Below are 18,352 nucleotides of genomic sequence, written 5' to 3'. Positions count from 1 at the left end.
GGCGCCGCCGGCGGGGACGTGCAGCGTTCCGACCACCGGTGCGCCGGTCAGCAGGTCCACGCCGTCCCCGGGCAGCGCCGCCGCGCTGTCACCGTGGTTGAGGACGAACAGCAGCTCCCCGCGGCGGGCGACCTCGACACCGTCCGGGATCGTCGCCAGGGGCGGCTCGATGCCCGCCGCGCCGAGGCAGTCCGCCACGATCGCGCGCAGGACGTCTGCGGGCGGCACGGTCGACACGTACCAGGCGGTGCCGTTCCGCAGCACGGCCGGCCTCCCGGTCAGGCCCGCGCTCTCGTAGGTGGCCAGCACCTCGGCCCCGTCGGCCGCCAGGTGCTCCGACCACACGGTCGCGGTGAAGGTGCCGTACCGCGCGGAGTGCACCTCGACGCCTTCGGCAGGCAACGGTCGGTGCTGCTCGCCCGAGGCTCCGAGCACGTGCGCCCACGGCACGGGGAAGCGGCCCGAGCGGATCCGCTGGTCCTCGTCGGAGATCCCGCTGAACGGCCCGACGAGCAGGACGCCCCCGCGCTCCGCGACGCGCGCCAGGTTCGCCGCGTCGGCGTCGGACACCAGGTGCAGGAGCGGGACGACCACCAGGTCGTAGCGGTCCAGGTCGGCGCCCGGGGGGACGACGTCGGTGGCGATGCCCGCCCGCCAGAACGGCTCGTGGTACGCGGCCAGCTGGTCGGGCACGGTCAGTCGCGTGCTCGGCAGCGAGTCGGACTCGGCCGCCCACAGCGAGGGCCAGTCGAAGACGAGCGCCACCCGGGCGTCGACCCTCGTGCCGACCACCGGGCGCAGGCGCGCGAGCAGCCGGCCCTGCTCGCGGACGTCCCGGTGCAGGTCGGTGTCCGGACCGGCGTGCGGGAGCATCGCCGAGTGGAAGCGCTCGGAGCCGGAGGTCGAGGCGCGCCACTGGAAGTAGCAGACCGCGTCCGCACCGTGCGCCACCGCGCGCAGCGAGTCCCGGAGCATGCCCCCGGCGGGCTTCGGCAGGTTGTGCGGGCGCCAGCTCACCGCGCCCGCGGCCTGCTCGAGCAGCGCCCACGGGCGCCCGCCTCCGACCCCGCGCGTGAGGTCGTGCGTGAGCGCCGCGCGGGCCGGCGCCGACGGGTCGCCGGGGTCGGCGTAGTGGTCGTCGGCGACGACGTCGAGGTCGTCGGCCCAGGAGAACTGGTCGACCAGCGGGAAGAAGCCCATCGCGTTCGTCGTCACGGGGGCGTCGGAGGAGGCGCGGATCACCGAGGTCTGGAGGCGGTACACGTCACGGAGCTGGTCGGACGTGAAGCGCCGGAAGTCCAGCAGCTGCGCCGGGTTGTGCACGTAGGGCACGGCCCGCGGCGGCACGACCTCCTGCCAGTCGGCGTACCGCTGGCTCCAGAACGCGGTCCCCCAGGCGCGGTTCAGCGCGTCGAGGTCCCCGTGACGGGCCTCCAGCCAGGTGCGGAACCGGTCGGCGCACAGGTCGCAGAAGCAGGCCTGCCCGAACTCGTTGCCCACGTGCCACATGGCCACCGCGGGATGCCGGGCGTACCGCGCGACCAGCGCCGTGACCACCGCCGCCACCCGCTCCCGGTACACGGCCGAGCCGGGACAGAAGTGGTTGCGCGACCCGACGCTCATCCGCACGCCCGCCGCGTCGACCGCGGACGTGGTGGGGTCCAGCCGGGCCAGCCACGGCGGGGGCGATGCCGACGGGGTGGCCAGGTCGACGGCGATCCCGCCCGTGTGCAGCAGGTCGAGCACCTCGTCGAGCCAGTCCCACCGGAGGTCGCCCGGGCTCGGCTCGATGGTCGCCCAGGAGAACACGCCGACCGTCACCAGGTTCACGCCCGCCTCGCGCATGAGCGCCACGTCCTCGCGCCACACCTGCGGAGCCCACTGCTCCGGGTTGTAGTCGCCCCCGTACAGGATCCCGCGCTCGCGCGTCAGCGCCTCGAAAGACCTCACGTCACCCCTTGATCGCGCCGAAGATCACGCCCTTGGTGAAGTGTCGCTGCACGAACGGGTACACGACGAGGATCGGCACGATCGCGAGGACCATCACCGCCATCTTGATCGGCAGGCCGGTGACCGCGCCGGTCGCGACGTCCACCTGGCCCACCCCGCTGCCGGGCAGCGTCACTCCCTGGAGCACGTACGAGCGCAGGACCAGCTGGAGGGGCCACTTGGCGTTGTCGTTGATGTAGAGGATCGCGTTGAAGAACGCGTTCCAGTACCCGACGCCGTAGAACAGGGCCACCACCGCGACGACCGCGCGCGACATCGGCAGGACGATCCGGCCCAGGATCCGCCAGTCACCGGCCCCGTCGATGCGGGCCGCGTCGAGGATCGAGATGTCGATGCCCATGAAGAAGTTGCGCAGGATGAGCACGTTGAACGCCGAGACGGCCCCCGGCAGGATCAGCGCCCAGTAGCTGTCGATGAGCCCGAGCGAGCTCACCAGCAGGTACGTGGGGATGAGCCCCGCACCGAAGAACATGGTGATGAGGAAGACGAACAGGATGGGACGGTGGGCGAACGAGCCCGGCCGCGACAGCCCGTACGCGCCCATCACCGAGACGGTGGTGGACAGGATCGTGCCGACGATGGTGATGAACGTGCTCACCAGGGCGGCGCGCGTGACGATGCCGCCGTTGAGGATCTGCGTGTAGGCGTTGATCGTCAGCTCGCCCGGGACGGTGACCAGGCCACCGACGCGGATGGTCTCGGCCTGCGTCGACAGGCTGGTGAGGATGACGGTGTACAGCGGGAAGACGACCGCCAGGACGACGCACGCGAGCACGATGACCTTGAGGGTCTGGCCACCTACCGAGGGCCGTCCCTCCCAGGCCGGGCGGTGCTTCGAGCGGCGCTGACGCCGCAGCACCGGCACGGAGGTCTGTGTTGTCTGGGTACTCATGCGCGCTTGTACACCCCCGACTCGCCGAACACGTGCGCCAGCTTGTTGGCACCCAGCACGAGGCCGAGGCTGACGACACCCTTGACCAGCCCCGCCGCCGCGGCGAAGCTCCAGTCCCCGTAGACGACACCCTGGTAGTAGACGTAGGTGTCGATGACCTCCGCGACGTCGGCGCCCACGGCGCCGCGCTGGAGGATCAGCTGCTCGAACCCGACGGTCAGCGCGTCACCGAGCCGCAGGATGAGCAGCAGGATGATGACGGGCCGCAGCGCGGGCAACGAGATGTGCCACATGCGCCGCCACCGGTTGGCGCCGTCCACCGCGGCCGCCTCGTACTGCTCGGGCGGCACGGTGCTCAGGGCGGCGAGGAAGATGATGATCCCCCAGCCCGCGTCCTTCCACACCGACTGCATGGTGATCAGCACCAGGAACGTGTCGGGGTTGGTCATCATGTCGAACCCGGCGGCCAGGCCGTGGTCGCGCAGCGTCTGGTTGATCAGCCCGGCGCCGCCGAAGATCTGCTGGAACAGCGTCACGACGAGCACCCACGAGAAGAAGTGCGGCAGGTAGACGATCGACTGGATGGTCGTGCGCAGCCGCGGGGTGACGACGCTGTTGAGCAGGAGCGCCAGCAGGATCGGGATCGGGAAGAAGAACACCAGCTGGAACGCCGTGATGATCAGCGTGTTCTCGACCGCGGTCACGAACAGCGGGTTGGTGAACACCCGCTCGAAGTTGACCCAGCCGACGTACGGGCTGTGCAGGAACCCCGTGTACGGCGAGTAGCTCTGCCAGGCGATGACGTTGCCCAGCATCGGGACGTACGCGAACACCGCGAGCAGCAGGATCGCCGGCGACACCATGAGCAGCAGCGACCGGTCGCGCTTGAGACGCACCCGCCAGCCGATCTTGCGGGTGGGGACGGGCGCCGGCGGCGCCGCCTTCTTCGGAGAATCCGGAAGGCGGCGCCGGACCAGCTCGGGCAAGGACATCAGCTCTGGCTGTCCAGGATGTCCTGGTAGAACGCCCGCAGCTCCTCGCCGCCGGAGCTCCGCCACGTCTCGACGGCCGCGTCGAGGTCGTCCATGCTCTTGCGGCCGCGGGAGATGTCCTTCTCCAGGTCGACGAACGGCTGCCCGATCGAGGCGTACTGCTGCGGCTCGACGATCTGCTGGGCGTAGAACAGCGGGTCGGTCGCGTACTGCGCCGCGTTCGCCTTCCACTCCGAGGCCGCCTTGACGTAGCCCGGGTACTGCACGTGGGTCTCCGAGATGGGCGGGTCCACCAGGAAGATGTACGTCGGCTGGAGCTCGGTGGCCGCCAGCTCGGTGGGCACGGGCAGGCCGTCGTCGCCACGCGTGTAGTGCACGCCCTCGACGCCGTTGTTGATCGTGTCGTACTCGGTGGTGCCGTAGGGCGCCGCGAGCACGTTGGCCAGCGCGAGGAGCTCCTTGATCTTGGCCTCGTCGTCCGTCTTCTTCAGGAACGAGAAGATGTTCGCCGGGTTGCCCTTCCAGAGCACCGGGGTGCCGCCGTCGGCCGCGAACGGGTCGAACGGCTGCTGCCAGTAGGAGGGGTTGGCCGCCAGGTTGTCGCGCAGGGCCTCGTGCCAGCCGCCGACGCCGTCGTTGGCGATGAGCGACTTGCCGGACTGGAACCGCGACTTGGCCTCGCCGTTCTGGTCGGCGACCGCGTCGGGGTGGACGGCACCGCTCTTGAACAGCGCGGCGTTCCACTCCAGGGCCGCACGGTACTCGTCGCTCTCCACGCGGTGCACCAGCGTGTCGCCGTCGAGCTTCCACTTCGGCGGGACCGCGTGGATGATCGCCGCGGTGTTCCAGAGGTCCTCGGCGCCCCAGACGTTGCCGCCGGTGAGCTCCACGGCCAGGTCGATGAGGTCCTGACCGTTCGTGATGTCGGGCGTGATGCCCAGGCTCTCGAGGACGTCCCGGCGGTAGAAGATCGCGTCGGTGATGACCTCACCGGGGAACGGCAGGCCGTAGAGCTTGCCGTTGAAGACGCAGAACTTCCACGCGTCCGAGGAGATGTTGGCCAGGTTCGGGTACGGCGTCACCTTGTCGCCCGCGAGGAACGGCGTGAGGTCCTGGAAGACGTTCTCGACGATCTCGGAGCCGAAGCGGGGCGGCAGGTTCCAGGTGGGGACGCAGACCCAGTCCGGCACGTCCTTGGCCGACGCCAGCACCGTGGCCAGCTTGTCGCCGTAGACGTTGCCGTCGGTGATCTGGAACTCGATGTCCGACCCGAGGAGCCCGTTCACGGCCTCGTAGTACTTGTTGCCCTTGGTGGGCGGGATCGTGCCCCACAGCGGGGTCATCGCGGTGAGGGTGAGCCCGGTGCCCGGGGCGGTCTTCACGGACTGCACCAGCTCCGCGGGGATCGACTCGAAGCCGGGGACCGAGCCGTTGACGCTGGGGTAGTCCGGGTCGATGTAGGTGACCGGGATGTACTTGGGGATCACGTCGCCGGCGGCGGCGGCGTTCGCCGTGGACGACGGCGCCGGGGTGGTGCTGCAGGAGGTGAGCAACCCGGGGATCCCGACGACGGCCGCACCCGTCGCGATCAGGCCCAGGAACCGGCGGCGGTCGACCGCGTGGTCGCCCAGCCGGCCGAAAGTAGGCGTGGCATTCATCTGCGTCCCTTCACTTCCTCGTGGAGATCGCGTCGAAGCGGTTCGACGGCGAGACTCTATGGCTATGTCCCGACAGTGGCAAGGCCCCTGGTCACGGATGCGGCACTTGCGGCAAAGACGGCCGTCAAGCACCATGAATGCCGCAGGATGCCCGCTCGGCATCCGTCGAACCATCATCGAATCGGTTCGACATCTGCCTGCCTAAACGATTCGAACCGCAGCATCCCCCACTCGACGACGAGGATCCCGTGCCCGAGCCGACACCCCACGCCCGGCCCTTCGCGGCACGCGCCCAGCAGCTGCTCGACCAGCTCGCGCCCGCCGAGCGGCTGGCGCTCCTGCACCAGCACGCGGCCCCCGTGCCCCGCGTCGGTCTGGGCTCGTTCCGCACGGGGACGGAGGGCCTGCACGGGGTCGCCTGGCTCGGCACCGCGACGACGTTCCCGCAGCCGGTCGGCCTGGCGGCCACCTGGGACGCGGACCTGCTGGAGCGCGTCGGCGCGGTCGTCGGCACCGAGGTCCGGGCCAAGCACGCCGCCGACCCGACCGTCTCGCTGAACGTGTGGGCGCCGGTGGTCAACCCGCTGCGGCACCCGCGCTGGGGACGCAACGAGGAGGGGTTCTCCGAGGACCCGCACCTCACGGCGCACCTGGCCACGGCGTACGCCCGCGGCCTGCGCGGGGACCACCCGACGTACTGGCGGACGGTGCCGACGCTCAAGCACCTGGTGGCGTACGGGAACGAGACCGACCGCAGCGTCACCAGCGCGCAGCTGTCCCCGCGCGTGCTCCACGAGTACGAGCTGCCGGCCTTCCGCGGCCCCATCGAGGCCGGCGTCGTCGGCGCGGTGATGCCGTCGTACAACCTGGTCAACGGCCGACCCAACCACGTCGCCCGCGAGCTCCTCGACGAGCTCCGGGGGTGGACGGAGGCCTCGCTGCTGGTCGTCTCCGATGCGGGCGCGCCCACCAACCTCGTCACCGGCGAGCGGTACTACGACGACCACGTCGAGGCCGCCGCCGCCGCCGTCCGGGCCGGGGTCGACTCGTTCACCGACCACGACGCGGACCCCTCGCGGACCCTGGCGCACCTGTCCGCGGCGCTCGAGCGCGGGCTGCTCGACCAGGCCGACATCGACCGCGCCGCCCTGCGCCAGCTCGAGCTCCGGCTGGCCACGGGCGAGCTCGACCCCGACCTCGACCCGTGGGCGTCGACCACCGCGGACGACCTCGACCTGCCCGCGAGCCGCACCCTCGCCCGGGAGGCGGCCACGCGTGCGGTCGTCGTCCTGGAGAACGACGGCGTGCTCCCGTTGCGACCCGACGCTCGGGTGGCCGTGATCGGTCCGCACGCCGACCAGGTGCTCGTCGACTGGTACTCGGGCACCCCGCCGTACACGGTCTCGATCGCGGAGGCCCTCGCGCCGGCCGACGTGGTGACCGGCGCGGACACGGTCGCCCTGCGGTCCCGCACCACGGGCGCGTACGTCGACGCGGGCGCCGACGGCACCCTCACCGCCACCGCCCGGACGGCGACCCACCACGAGGTCACCGACTGGGGGGAGGGCGTCCTCACGCTCCGCGCCGCCGGCACCGGCCTGCTGTGGACGGGCGGCGGCTGGATCCTGCGGGCCGACGCCCAGAGCGTGCACGGCTGGGTGGCGCAGGAGAGCTTCCGCGCCCACCGGCACGACGACGGCTCGGTCTCGTTGCAGCACGCGGGTTCCGGCCGGTGGGTCGTCGTGCAGCACGACGGCGGCGTGCTGGTCGCCGACGCGCCCTCGGCCGCGACCGCCGAGCGGTTCACGCTGCGGACGGTGCGGTCCGGGACGGCCGCCGCGGTGGCCGCCGCGCTCGACGCCGACGTCGTCGTCCTGGCCGTCGGCAACGACCCCCACCTGCTGGGTCGCGAGACCGAGGACCGCCCGCACCTGCGCCTGCCGGAGTCGCAGGCCGAGCTGGCGCGCGCGGTGATCGAGGCCAACCCGGCGACCGTCCTGGTCGTCGTCTCGTCGTACCCGTACGTGCTCGGCACCCTCGGCGACGACGCCGCGGCGGTCGTCTGGACGTCCCACGGCGGTCAGGAGCTCGGTCACGGCGTGGCCGACGTGCTCACCGGCGTCGCGGAGCCGTACGGGCGGCTGGCGCAGGCGTGGCCCGAGGCCGAGGAGGACGCCGGCGACCTGCTCGACTACGACGTCATCGGTGGCGGCCTCACGCACTGGTACGCGTCGCGGCCGGCCCGGTGGGCGTTCGGGCACGGGCTCAGCTACGCGTCGGTGGCCTACGACGCGATCGACGCGGCCCCGGGCTCCGTCCGGGTGACCGTCCGGAACACCGGCGACCGGCAGGTCGACGAGCTCGTGCAGGTCTACGGCGCCGCGCCCGAGCACCGGCTGCGCGTGCCGCAGCGCCGGCTGGTCGCGCACCGCAGGGTCCGGCTGGAGCCCGGGCAGGTCACGGTCGTGGAGCTGGACGTGCCCGCGGACGCGTTCGCGGTCTGGGACGTGACCCGCGGCCGGTTCGTCGTCGAGCCCGGCCGGTACGAGCTGCACGCGGGCCCCGCGTCGGCGGACCTCCCGCTCGCCGTCGGGTTCGACCTCGACGGCGAACCCGTCCCGCCGCGACGCCTCCTCGGCACGGAGATCCGGGCCATGGACCACGACGAGCGCGAGGACGTGACGTTCGCGGAGCGCACCCGCGAGGCTGGCAACGCCCTGGAGGTCACGCGTGGCCGGCGCACCGGCCGCGTGGTGTTCCGGGACGTCGACCTCGACGGCGTCGGTCACCTCGAGCTGACCGTCGCCGGGGGCGGCTCCGTGCGGGTCGAGGTGCGCGACGGACGGTCGTGGCGGCCGCTCGGTCAGCTGGACGTCCCCGCGAGCGACCGGTACGGCTGGTCGTCGCTGGAGGTTCCTGTGTCGGCGGTGGGCGTGATGGACGTGCGTCTCGTCCTGGTCGGTGCGGTGCGGCTGACCTCGCTGCGGGGCCGCGCGTAGCGGCCGCTACGGTGGGGCGATGACGACCCCGGAACGTGCTCCGTGGCTCCCGCCGGCGTGGTTCATCCGGGTTGCGTGGCGTGTGCACCGAGGCCTCTACCGCCTGAGCGGCGGGCGGTTCCTGTGGACGACGTCGAACAAGCGCGGCTGGGGCGCCCTGCGCCTGACGACGACCGGCCGGACCTCCGGGCAGGAGCGCAGCGTCATCCTCGGCTACCTGGAGGACGGTCCGAACCTCGTCGCGCTCGCGATGAACGGCTGGATCGAGGGACACCCCGCCTGGTGGCTCAACCTCGAGGCCCACCCTGACGCCGTGGTCCGGCTGGACGGCCGGCAGCCGCAGCCGGTACGCGCCCGCACCGCGGTCGGCCAGGAACGGGAGCGGCTCTGGACGATCTGGTCCGCGGTCGACCCCAAGCTCGACGCCTGGGCCGCCACGCGGACGACGGTGACGCCGGTGGTCGTGCTCGAACCCCGCTAGACCCAGGCGCCCCCGCGCATCACGCGGACAGGGACCAGGTCGTCGTCGGTCACGACGAGGTCGGCGCGGCGCCCCGCGGCCAGCGCGCCGAGGTCGCGCCGGCCCAGGACGTCCGCCGGCACGGTAGCCGCGGCGAGCACGGCGTCCTCCAGGGGGATCCCAGCGGCGACGACCCTGCGCACGACGTCGAGCAGGTGCGCCACTCCCCCGGCGATCGCACCGGTCTCGTCGGCGATCCGGGCCACCCCGTCGGCCACCCGGACGGCCATCGGTCCGAGCCGGTACTCCCCGTCGGGCATCCCGGCCGCGGCCATGGCATCGGTGACCAGGGCGATCGAGCCCGCGCCCACCAGGTCGAACACCGACCGGACCGTGCCGTCGGCCAGATGGGTGCCGTCGGCGATCAGCTCGACCACCAGCTCGCCGCGGGCGGCTGCCGCAAGGCACGCGGCGATCGGGCCCGGGTCGCGGTGGTGCAGCGGGCGCATGCCGTTGAACAGGTGCGTGGCGGTCAGGCGGCGGTTGGACCGCACGGCGAGCAGGTCGAACGCGCGGTCGACGGCCTCGTCGACCTGCTCCGCGGAGGCGTCCGTGTGGCCGATCGACGGCACGGCACCGGCGTCGACGAGGGCCTCCAGCACCGCGTCCGCGCCCGGCACCTCCGGCGCCACCGTCATGGTCACCAGGTGCCCCCGCGCCGCCTCGGCGATGTCCCGGACCAGCGCGGGGTCGCCGGCGAGCATGTCGTCGGGGTTCTGCGCACCGCAGCGGTCGGCCGACAGGAACGGGCCCTCGAGGTGGATCCCGACGAGCTCGCCGGCGTCCGCCAGGTCCGCGAGCAGCGCGCTCTGCGCGAGCAGCACCGCGGGCGCGGCCGTGACCAGCGACGCGACCAGGCTCGTCGTGCCGTGCCGGCGGTGCTCGTCGACCGCCCGCTGTGCGTCCGCGGCGTCGACCGCGTCGGGGAAGCTGGCGCCGCCGCCGCCGTGGCAGTGCAGGTCCACCAGCCCGGGCAGGATCGTGGCGTCCCCCACCACCGGCAGCACCCAGCCGCGCGGCAGCCGCTCGGCCGGCCCGACCCAGACGATGGTCGCGCCGTCGACGACCACGACGCCGTCGTCGAGGACCCCCCGGGGCAGGACGAGCCGACCGCGCAGGACCAAGGGGGTCTCGATGCTCACGGGGTTATCTTTCCCCATGGGAGCGCCGCGCCCTGCTCCTGCGTCCACGGCGTCTGCCGGGCCATCACCCGACCGGTCCACCACCGGGCGACGCCGGCACCGACCGCTCCTTCGGCCGCGGCGACGAGCGTGTACCAGGCCACGACCTGCAGGAGATGGAACCACGCGCACAGGGTGACGGACAGCAGGGCCCCGACCGCCGCGAAGACCGCCACGTGCACCCACTCCCGGCTGCTCTTCTCGAGCAGTCGCGCGGTCAGCACGCCCGCCGGGAAGCCGACCAGCCCGATCAGCACCGCGGCCACGACCAGGGCCACCCCGAGGTAGTAGATGGTCTGGGGCGCCTGGCGTGCCCACGGCGAGTCCGCCTCGGCCGTCAGGAGGAACACCGTGAGCGCAGCCCCGTTCACCAGGGTCAGGACGGCCAGGCAGCGCAGGCACAGCGCCGCGATCGCCTTCGGCCCCCGGACGCTCATGCCGCGCTCCCGACAGCGCGCCGGTCGGCCGCGAGCACCCGGCGCGCGCCGCGGGCGAGCAGCCGCAGGTAGGCACGCTGGACGACGACGGTGAGCGGGCCGACCGCGCGCACCCACCAGAGGTCGGGGAACGAGTACGCGGTCACGACGAACCAGAGGTCGCCGGCCGCGTCGCGCTCGACGGTGAACGACTCCTCCCCGCGGAACACGTGCCCGGACACGGTGCCGTAGCCGAACCCGATGCGGTCGGCCGTGCGCTCCACCCAGACCACCTCGCACGGCTCGTGCAGCCGGACCGGCCCGATGCCGACGCGGCTGGCCACCCGCACGCCCGGAGCGGCCTCGTCGGCGTCGTGCCGCAGCTCGATGCCCGCCGCCTCGTGCACCTGCCAGCGCAGCAGGGCGTCGCCCACCAGGGCCAGGTCGTCGGGTCGGGAGCCCGGGCTGAGCAGGTGCCGGACACGCAGGTGCCGGTACCCGGCCGGCAGCGGTCCGCCCTGCGTGGCGCCGACCTCCGTGTAGGTCAGCCCGGCCGGCTCCGGGACCGGCCCCCGGAGCCGGAGGCCGAGCACGGTGCACAGGACGAAGCCGAGCGCGTTGGCCACGCCGTGCGTCGCGGCCATCCACGACAGGCTCGGGTGCGCCAGCCCCGTCGCCTCGCCCACCGCCCACCAGAGCGCCAGCAGCATCGAGGCGCCGAGCGTCAGCGCACCGACCCGCAGCAGCGCGCGGCCGGGGCCGGACAGCCGGACGGCGGCGACCGCCGCGCACCAGAGCCCGACGGTGAGCACCACCGCACCCACCAGCTCGGCCGCGTCCGACACGAAGTACCCGGCGAGCACCAGCAGGACTCCCACCGGTGCCGCCGTCGCCGCGGCCCGGGTCAGCGGGGTGACCGCGAGGTGCGCCAGGAGGCCGACCACCAGGCAGGCACCGAACCCGGCGAAGAGCATGTGCGGCACGGTGAGCGCGAGATAGTCGCCGGAGAACCCGAGCAGCCCCCAGCCGGCCCGCTCCGCGACGAGGGCCACCGCACCGACCAGCGGGGTCGCCAGCGCGACGGCGGTGGACAGCAGCCGGACCCGCAGCACGCACGCGGCCAGGACGACGGACGCCGCAGCGAAGGGGACGGCGAGCGCGGCGGCCGCGGGACCCACGGGCAGCCAGACGCTCACCGCCGCGAGCAGCCCCACCAGCGGCCAGAGCAGCGACGCCGAGCGCGGGACCGCCCGGTCGCCCAGGAGGCGCAGACCGAGGGGCAGGACGACGACCGTGCCGAGGCCGACGACCACCCGGACGGCATCCGCCGCGACCGGCGACAGCTCGCTCATGCCCGCACCGCCCGCACCAGCGCCAGCACGTCGTCGGCCGCGCCGCGCAGCACGGGCAGCCGGGACAGGCGCACCAGCCGGCCGATCAGCGGCGCGATCCCCTCGATCAGCGTCCGCGTCCGGCGCTGGCCGGGCGAGCCGTCGTAGACCCAGAACAGGGTGACGCCCAGCTGGGCCAGCCACAGCAGCTCCGGGAGCTCGTCGCGCAGGACGCTGGGCACCGCGGGCGACGCACCCTCCACGAGCTCGCGGAAGATCGCCTGGCTCATCTGGCGCGACTCGCTCGACTCCGCGGAGAACGGGCTCGCCGCCGAGCCGGGCCGGATGGCGACCGTGATGAACTCACCGCCGAACGCGTGGTACTCCGCGAACGCGTCGACGCCGGCCAGCAGCACCCCGCGCAGCCGGGTGGCCAGGTCACCGCCCTGCGCGAGCACCGTCCGCGCGGCCTGCGTCTGCTCGCGGTTGACGTCCAGGTACAGCTCCTGCACCAGGTGGTCCTTGGACGCGAAGTGGTAGTACGCGTTGCCGGTGGCCACCCCGGCCTCCTGCGCGATCGCCCGCATGGTGGTGGCCGCGTAGCCGCGCTCGCGGAACAGCCGCAGGGCCGTGGACCGCACGAGGGATCTGGTGTCGTCGCTCATGAGCCAAGTTGAACACGTTCAACTGAACATGTTCAAGTGCCCGGTCGTGTGACGTTCTCGGGCTAGAAGAGGCGGGAGCCGCTGTCGTCGACGCCGCGCATGGCGTCGTAGTCGAGCACCAGGCAGCCGATGCCGCGGTCGGTGGCCAGGACGCGCGCCTGCGGCTTGATCTCCTGCGCGGCAAACACCCCGCGCACAGGCGCCAGGTGCGGGTCACGGTTGAGCAGCTCGAGGTACCGGGTCAGCTGCTCCACGCCGTCGATGTCCCCGCGCCGCTTGATCTCGACGGCGACCGTGCCCCCGGCCGGGTCCTTGGCCAGGATGTCGACCGGCCCGATCGCCGTCGGGTACTCGCGTCGGACCAGCGTGTGGCCCGTGCCGAGCAGGAGGATCTGCGCCGCCAGCAGCTCCTGGAGGTGCGCCTCGACGCCGTCCTTCACCAGGCCGGGATCCACCCCCAGCTCGTGCGCGGAGTCGTGCTGCACGGCGTACAGGTCGATCTCGAGGCGGTCGTCCGACTTCTGGTGCTGGACGGTCCACACCGCGGTCACCCCGGCGGCGCGGGCCTCGTCGGAGGGTGCCGACACCGCGAGCGTGCACGGCGGGCTCATCCAGTTCAGCGGCTTGTACGAGCCGCCGTCCGAGTGCAGCAGCACGCTGCCGTCGGCCTTCACGACCAGGAGGCGCGTGGCCAGGGGCAGGTGGGCGTTCAGGCGACCGCTGTACCGAGCGGAGCAGGACGCGACGACGAGGCGCATGAGCTCGCTTCCGGGGTGAGGGTCAGATGACCGAGCCCACGCGCGACGGCGTGGCCTCGATCCACGACGTGAGCCCGGCGTAGGCCTCGGCGCTCATCAGCAGGTGGACGGTCGGGCCACCGGGGCCCTGCCGACAGGTCACGACGACCTGGCCGCCGCCCTGCTCGCTGCGCTCGACGACCGCAAGGCCCACCCGCTCCCAGCGTTCGCGGGGACGTGCGGCGAGCGAGCGGTAGCGCCACCAGTACAGCCGGTCGGCGCCGTACTGCGCGACGCCCGAGGACCACGGCCCCTGGGCCGTGCGGCCGAGCGAGCAGGGGAACGACCCCACGCGCCGGTTGAGCGTGTGCACCCGGGAGAACCAGAGCGCAACGACGGCGAGCAGCAGGACGACAGCGACACACGCGAGTGCGACGCCGTGTCCGCTCACCGTCCCGGCGCCCTCAGTGCGTGGCCGGCGAGGTCGCGGGGCGCGCGCCCTCCACGACGTTGTCGGCGACGATGGTCAGGTGGTTCGAGTCGAAGGAGAGGAACCCGCCCTCGACCTGCCAGCGCTTCGGCTCGCCACCCCCCACGGGGAACACGCGGACCTCGCCGGGCTGGAGCACGGACAGGACAGGCTCGTGACCGGCCAGGATGCCGATCTCACCCTCCCCGGCCTTGGCCGAGACCATGCGGGCGGTGCCGGACCAGAGCTTTCCGGCGGTGGCGACGAGCTCAACCTCGATGTCTGCCACGGGACCCTCCTTCGATGTTGTGCGGGACTACGGGTACGCAGGGGCGCCCTGGTGGGCGCCCCTGCGTGGGTCTGATCAGGTCAGACGCCGTAGTCCTTCTGGATGCGGGCCCAGTTGCGCTCGAGGTCCTCGAGGCCACCGATGTTGAAGAAGGCCTGCTCGGCGATGTGGTCGAACTCGCCGTCGGCGATCTTGCCGAAGGCCTCGACCGTCTCCGTGAGCGGGACCGTCGAGCCGACGACACCGGTGAACTTCTCGGCCATGTACGTGTTCTGCGAGAGGAACTGCTGGATGCGACGGGCGCGTGCGACGACCGTCTTGTCCTCCTCCGACAGCTCGTCGACACCGAGGATCGCGATGATGTCCTGGAGCTCCTTGTTGCGCTGGAGGATCGACTTCACGCGCGTCGCGGCGTCGTAGTGCGCCTGGCCGACGTAGCGCGGGTCGAGGATCCGGCTGGTCGACGTCAGCGGGTCCACCGCGGGGTACAGACCGCGCGACGCGATCTCGCGCGACAGCGCCGTCGTCGCGTCGAGGTGCGCGAACGTCGTGGCCGGGGCCGGGTCGGTGTAGTCGTCCGCGGGCACGTAGATCGCCTGGAGCGACGTGATCGAGTGACCGCGCGTCGAGGTGATGCGCTCCTGGAGGAGACCCATCTCGTCGGCGAGGTTCGGCTGGTAGCCGACCGCGGACGGCATGCGGCCGAGCAGCGTCGACACCTCGGAGCCGGCCTGCGTGAACCGGAAGATGTTGTCGATGAAGAGCAGCACGTCCTGCTTCTGCACGTCGCGGAAGTACTCCGCCATCGTCAGCGCCGACAGGGCGACCCGCAGACGCGTGCCCGGCGGCTCGTCCATCTGGCCGAAGACGAGCGCCGTCTTGTCGAAGACGCCGGCCTCCTCCATCTCGACGATGAGGTCGTTGCCCTCACGGGTGCGCTCGCCGACCCCGGCGAACACCGACACACCACCGTGGTTGAGCGCGACGCGCTGGATCATCTCCTGGATGAGGACCGTCTTGCCGACGCCCGCACCACCGAAGAGGCCGATCTTCCCGCCGAGCACGTACGGCGTCAGCAGGTCGATGACCTTGATGCCGGTCTCGAACATCTCGGTCTTGCTCTCGAGCTGGTCGAAGGCCGGGGGCCGGCGGTGGATGGGCCAGCGCTCGGTGATCTCGAGCTTCTCGCCCTCCTTGAGGTTCAGCACCTCGCCGATGACGTTGAAGACGTGCCCCTTGGTGATGTCGCCGACGGGCACGCTGATCGCCTCGCCGGTGTCCCGCACCAGCGCGCCGCGGACCAGGCCGTCGGTCGGCTTGAGCGCGATGGCGCGGATGAGCGAGTCGCCGAGGTGCTGGGCGACCTCGAGCGTCATCGTCGTCGAGCCCGTGGCCTCGCCCTCGCCCTGCGCCGACAGGTCGATGTCGACCTTGAGGGCGTTGTAGATCTCGGGGATCTGGTCCGACGGGAACTCGATGTCGACGACGGGGCCGATGACCCGCGCGACCCGACCCACGCCAGGACCGGACGCGTGCTCGACGGCAGCTTCGGTGGTGGTAGCAGTCATGGTGTTTCTCCGGTTCGTCTGTGGGGACGTAGTCGTCAGGAGGCGAGCGCGTCGGCGCCCGACACGATCTCGCTGATCTCTTGGGTGATCTCGGCCTGGCGGGCCTGGTTGGCGAGCCGGGTGTACATGCGCACCAGGTCCTCCGCGTTCTCGGTGGCGGTGTGCATGGCGCGCTGACGTGCCGCGAGCTCGGAGGCCGCCGCCTGGAGCAGGCAGGTGTAGATGCGGCTGCGCACGTACATCGGGAGCAGCGCGTCGAGCACGGCCTCCGGGGACGGCTCGAACTCGTACAGCGGCGGGATCTCGTTCTCGTCGCGCGCCTCGACGCCCTCGACGATCTCGAGCGGCAGCAGCCGGATGACCCGAGGGGTCTGCGACACCATGTTCCGGAAGTGCGTGAACACGACGTGCAGCTCCGCGACCCCGCCCTGGTCGGCCGGGGCCTCGAACGCGGCGAGCAGCGTGTCGGCGATCTCCGCAGCGACGTCGACCGAGGGCGCGTCGGAGTTCCCCGTCCACTGCCCCGCGAGCTCACGTCCGCGGAACGAGTAGTAGGAGACGGCCCGGCGGCCGGTCGCGTACACGATCGGCTCCTTGCCCGCCTCGGTGAGCCGACCGATGAGGCGCTCGGCCTCCCGGATCGCGCTCGCCGAGTAGGCCCCGGCCATCCCGCGGTCGGACGTGACGACGAGGACCGCGACCCGGTTCGTGTCCGACCGCTCGGTGACGAGCGGGTGGGTCACGTTCGAGTGCGTGGCCACGGCCGACACCGCACGGGTCAGCGCGCGCGAGTACGGCGTCGCCGCCGTCACCCGGTCGCGCGCCTTGCCGATCCGCGAGGCAGCGATCAGCTCCATCGCACGGAAGATCTTCTTCAGCGACTCTGTCGACCGGATCCGCTGCCGGTAGACGCGCTGCTGACCTGCCACGGTCAGCCCTTCTTCTGCCGGACGATCTGCTCCTGCTCGACCTCGACCTCGGCGCCGTCGTCGACAGAGCCGACCAGCGTCGTGCCGTCGCCCACCAGGAACCCGTTCCGGAACTCGTCGATCGCGTCGCTGAGCGCCTTCTCGGTGTCGGCCTCGAGCTTGCCGGTCGACGCGATGGTCGACAGCACCTCGGTGTTGCGGCGGAGGTGGTCCAGCAGCTCGGACTCGAACCGGCGCACGTCGGCGATCGGGACGTCGTCCAGCTTGCCCTTGGTGCCGGCCCAGATCGACGCGACCTGGTCCTCGACCGGGTACGGCGAGTACTGCGCCTGCTTGAGCAGCTCCATGAGGCGGGCGCCACGGGTCAGCTGGGCGCGCGACGCGGCGTCGAGGTCGGACGCGAACATCGCGAACGCCTCGAGCGACCGGAACTGCGCGAGGTCCAGCTTCAGCGTGCCGGAGACCGACTTCATCGCCTTGACCTGCGCGGCACCACCGACGCGGGACACCGAGATGCCCACGTCGACGGCCGGACGCTGGTCGGCGTTGAACAGGTCGGACTGGAGGAAGATCTGTCCGTCCGTGATGGAGATGACGTTGGTCGGGATGTACGCCGAGACGTCGTTGGCCTTGGTCTCGATGACCGGCAGGCCCGTCATCGAGCCGCCGCCCAGCTCGTCCGACAGCTTGGCGCAACGCTCCAGCAGGCGGGAGTGCAGGTAGAACACGTCACCGGGGTACGCCTCGCGGCCCGGCGGGCGACGCAGCAGCAGCGACACGGCACGGTAGGCCTCGGCCTGCTTGGACAGGTCGTCGAAGACGATCAGGACGTGCTTGCCCTCGTACATCCAGTGCTGGCCGATGGCCGAGCCGGTGTAGGGCGCGAGGTACTTGAAGCCGGCCGGGTCCGACGCGGGAGCCGCGACGATGGTCGTGTACTCGAGCGCGCCGGCCTCCTCCAGGGCGCCGCGGACGGCGGCGATGGTGGAGCCCTTCTGGCCGATGGCGACGTAGATGCAGCGGACCTGCTTCGTCGTGTCGCCGGTCTCCCAGTTGGCCTTCTGGTTGATGATCGTGTCGATCGCGATCGCCGTCTTGCCCGTCTGGCGGTCACCGATGATCAGCTGGCGCTGGCCTCGGCCGATCGGGATCATCGCGTCGATGGCCTTGAGGCCGGTCTGCAGCGGCTCGTGCACGCTCTTGCGCGCCATGACGCCCGGGGCCTGCAGCTCGAGGGCGCGGCGACCGGTGGTCTTCAGCTCGCCCAGGCCGTCGATCGGCTGGCCCAGCGGGTCGACGACACGGCCGAGGTAGCCGTCACCGATCGGGACGGAGAGCACCTCGCCCGTGCGGCGGACCTCCTGGCCCTCCTCGATGCCGGTGAACTCGCCCAGCACCACGACGCCGATCTCGCGGACGTCCAGGTTCAGCGCGAGGCCGAGCGTGCCGTCCTCGAACCGCAGGAGCTCGTTCGCCATCGCGCCCGGGAGGCCCTCGACCTGCGCGATGCCGTCGGCCGTCAGGGTCACGCGGCCGACCTCTTCGGAGACCACGCCGGACGGCTCGTAGGACTTCACGAAGCTGTCCAGCGCGGCCCGGATCTCGTCGGGCCGGATCGTCAGCTCAGCCATTGCTCTTCTCCTGTCGTGACCGCCGGTCGGGCGGTCGTACGTTCGTTCACGTCGTTCGAGGGGCC

At 72.1% G+C, this 18,352-nt stretch carries 15 protein-coding genes and 1 pseudogene; 2 read left to right on the top strand and 14 right to left on the bottom strand.

Going from position 1 to position 18,352, the window contains the following annotated elements; translation table 11 throughout:
- Positions 1–3: 3 nt before the first annotated feature.
- The 4 genes and pseudogenes from ACO06A_RS13725 to ACO06A_RS13710 form a co-directional block, all read right to left on the bottom strand.
- A pseudogene (locus ACO06A_RS13725) lies at positions 4–1,950 on the bottom strand (beta-galactosidase); the annotation flags it as partial.
- A 1-nt stretch (position 1,951) separates the two neighbouring features.
- Positions 1,952–2,902 carry a carbohydrate ABC transporter permease gene (locus ACO06A_RS13720; protein WP_421732792.1) on the bottom strand — a complete coding sequence of 317 codons (951 nt, stop codon included), beginning with the start codon at positions 2,900–2,902 and terminating at the stop codon, positions 1,952–1,954.
- Positions 2,899–3,894, bottom strand: a complete 996-nt coding sequence (locus ACO06A_RS13715) for an ABC transporter permease (protein ID WP_421732791.1) — start codon at positions 3,892–3,894, stop codon at positions 2,899–2,901. The genes ACO06A_RS13720 and ACO06A_RS13715 overlap by 4 nt, the downstream gene beginning before the upstream one ends.
- Entirely contained in the window at positions 3,894–5,552 is a 1,659-nt protein-coding gene (locus ACO06A_RS13710) for a sugar ABC transporter substrate-binding protein (RefSeq protein WP_421732790.1), read from the bottom strand. Before ACO06A_RS13710 ends, ACO06A_RS13715 begins: the two co-directional genes overlap by 1 nt.
- A 248-nt stretch (positions 5,553–5,800) precedes the next feature.
- Between ACO06A_RS13710 and ACO06A_RS13705 the strand changes: the two genes are divergently transcribed.
- Together ACO06A_RS13705 and ACO06A_RS13700 are read left to right on the top strand one after the other, a co-directional pair.
- Positions 5,801–8,551, top strand: coding sequence for a glycoside hydrolase family 3 C-terminal domain-containing protein (locus tag ACO06A_RS13705; protein ID WP_421732789.1), 2,751 nt, complete (start codon positions 5,801–5,803; stop codon positions 8,549–8,551).
- 19 nt (positions 8,552–8,570) lie between these two features.
- Positions 8,571–9,032 (top strand): nitroreductase/quinone reductase family protein, encoded by a 462-nt coding sequence (locus ACO06A_RS13700; RefSeq protein WP_421732788.1) that lies wholly within the window; start codon positions 8,571–8,573, stop codon positions 9,030–9,032.
- Here the strand turns inward: ACO06A_RS13700 and ACO06A_RS13695 are convergent.
- From ACO06A_RS13695 to atpA, 10 genes are all read right to left on the bottom strand, one after another.
- Positions 9,029–10,231 (bottom strand): N-acetylglucosamine-6-phosphate deacetylase, encoded by a 1,203-nt coding sequence (locus ACO06A_RS13695; RefSeq protein WP_421732787.1) that lies wholly within the window; start codon positions 10,229–10,231, stop codon positions 9,029–9,031. The two genes, ACO06A_RS13700 and ACO06A_RS13695, sit on opposite strands and share 4 nt — an antisense overlap.
- On the bottom strand, positions 10,210–10,689 hold the full coding sequence (locus ACO06A_RS13690) for a hypothetical protein (RefSeq protein WP_421732786.1): 480 nt from the start codon (positions 10,687–10,689) through the stop codon (positions 10,210–10,212). Before ACO06A_RS13690 ends, ACO06A_RS13695 begins: the two co-directional genes overlap by 22 nt.
- Complete coding sequence (locus ACO06A_RS13685) at positions 10,686–12,020, bottom strand: YndJ family transporter (protein ID WP_421732785.1); 1,335 nt, start codon at positions 12,018–12,020, stop codon at positions 10,686–10,688. The genes ACO06A_RS13690 and ACO06A_RS13685 overlap by 4 nt, the downstream gene beginning before the upstream one ends.
- Positions 12,017–12,664, bottom strand: a complete 648-nt coding sequence (locus tag ACO06A_RS13680) for a TetR family transcriptional regulator (RefSeq protein WP_421732784.1) — start codon at positions 12,662–12,664, stop codon at positions 12,017–12,019. The genes ACO06A_RS13685 and ACO06A_RS13680 overlap by 4 nt, the downstream gene beginning before the upstream one ends.
- A 62-nt stretch (positions 12,665–12,726) precedes the next feature.
- On the bottom strand, positions 12,727–13,422 hold the full coding sequence (gene nucS / locus ACO06A_RS13675; RefSeq protein WP_421732783.1) for an endonuclease NucS: 696 nt from the start codon (positions 13,420–13,422) through the stop codon (positions 12,727–12,729).
- Positions 13,423–13,444: 22 nt separating this feature from the next.
- Positions 13,445–13,852, bottom strand: coding sequence for a DUF2550 family protein (locus ACO06A_RS13670; protein WP_421732782.1), 408 nt, complete (start codon positions 13,850–13,852; stop codon positions 13,445–13,447).
- Between the two features lie 13 nt (positions 13,853–13,865).
- The gene (locus ACO06A_RS13665) at positions 13,866–14,159 is read right to left on the bottom strand and encodes a F0F1 ATP synthase subunit epsilon (RefSeq protein WP_055918108.1); all 294 of its coding nucleotides are present in this window, start codon (positions 14,157–14,159) and stop codon (positions 13,866–13,868) included.
- Positions 14,160–14,239: 80 nt separating this feature from the next.
- Positions 14,240–15,727 carry a F0F1 ATP synthase subunit beta gene (gene atpD / locus ACO06A_RS13660; protein WP_421732781.1) on the bottom strand — a complete coding sequence of 496 codons (1,488 nt, stop codon included), beginning with the start codon at positions 15,725–15,727 and terminating at the stop codon, positions 14,240–14,242.
- A gap of 35 nt (positions 15,728–15,762) precedes the next feature.
- Complete coding sequence (locus ACO06A_RS13655) at positions 15,763–16,656, bottom strand: F0F1 ATP synthase subunit gamma (RefSeq protein ID WP_421732780.1); 894 nt, start codon at positions 16,654–16,656, stop codon at positions 15,763–15,765.
- A gap of 2 nt (positions 16,657–16,658) precedes the next feature.
- On the bottom strand, positions 16,659–18,287 hold the full coding sequence (gene atpA, locus ACO06A_RS13650; protein ID WP_421732779.1) for a F0F1 ATP synthase subunit alpha: 1,629 nt from the start codon (positions 18,285–18,287) through the stop codon (positions 16,659–16,661).
- Positions 18,288–18,352: the final 65 nt, after the last annotated feature.

This window comes from Cellulomonas sp., assembly GCF_965229465.1.
Lineage (GTDB): Bacteria > Actinomycetota > Actinomycetes > Actinomycetales > Cellulomonadaceae > Cellulomonas.
This window is presented reverse-complemented; position numbering and strand designations above follow the sequence as displayed.

Coding starts and splice junctions, on each gene's coding strand:
- ACO06A_RS13720 (WP_421732792.1), bottom strand. CDS start 2,902: ATGAGTACCCAGACAACACAGACCTCCGTGCCGGTGCTGCGGCGTCAG.
- ACO06A_RS13715 (WP_421732791.1), bottom strand. CDS start 3,894: ATGTCCTTGCCCGAGCTGGTCCGGCGCCGCCTTCCGGATTCTCCGAAG.
- ACO06A_RS13710 (WP_421732790.1), bottom strand. CDS start 5,552: ATGAATGCCACGCCTACTTTCGGCCGGCTGGGCGACCACGCGGTCGAC.
- ACO06A_RS13700 (WP_421732788.1), top strand. CDS start 8,571: ATGACGACCCCGGAACGTGCTCCGTGGCTCCCGCCGGCGTGGTTCATC.
- ACO06A_RS13695 (WP_421732787.1), bottom strand. CDS start 10,231: ATGGGGAAAGATAACCCCGTGAGCATCGAGACCCCCTTGGTCCTGCGC.
- ACO06A_RS13690 (WP_421732786.1), bottom strand. CDS start 10,689: ATGAGCGTCCGGGGGCCGAAGGCGATCGCGGCGCTGTGCCTGCGCTGC.
- ACO06A_RS13685 (WP_421732785.1), bottom strand. CDS start 12,020: ATGAGCGAGCTGTCGCCGGTCGCGGCGGATGCCGTCCGGGTGGTCGTC.
- ACO06A_RS13680 (WP_421732784.1), bottom strand. CDS start 12,664: ATGAGCGACGACACCAGATCCCTCGTGCGGTCCACGGCCCTGCGGCTG.
- nucS (WP_421732783.1), bottom strand. CDS start 13,422: ATGCGCCTCGTCGTCGCGTCCTGCTCCGCTCGGTACAGCGGTCGCCTG.
- atpD (WP_421732781.1), bottom strand. CDS start 15,727: ATGACTGCTACCACCACCGAAGCTGCCGTCGAGCACGCGTCCGGTCCT.
- atpA (WP_421732779.1), bottom strand. CDS start 18,287: ATGGCTGAGCTGACGATCCGGCCCGACGAGATCCGGGCCGCGCTGGAC.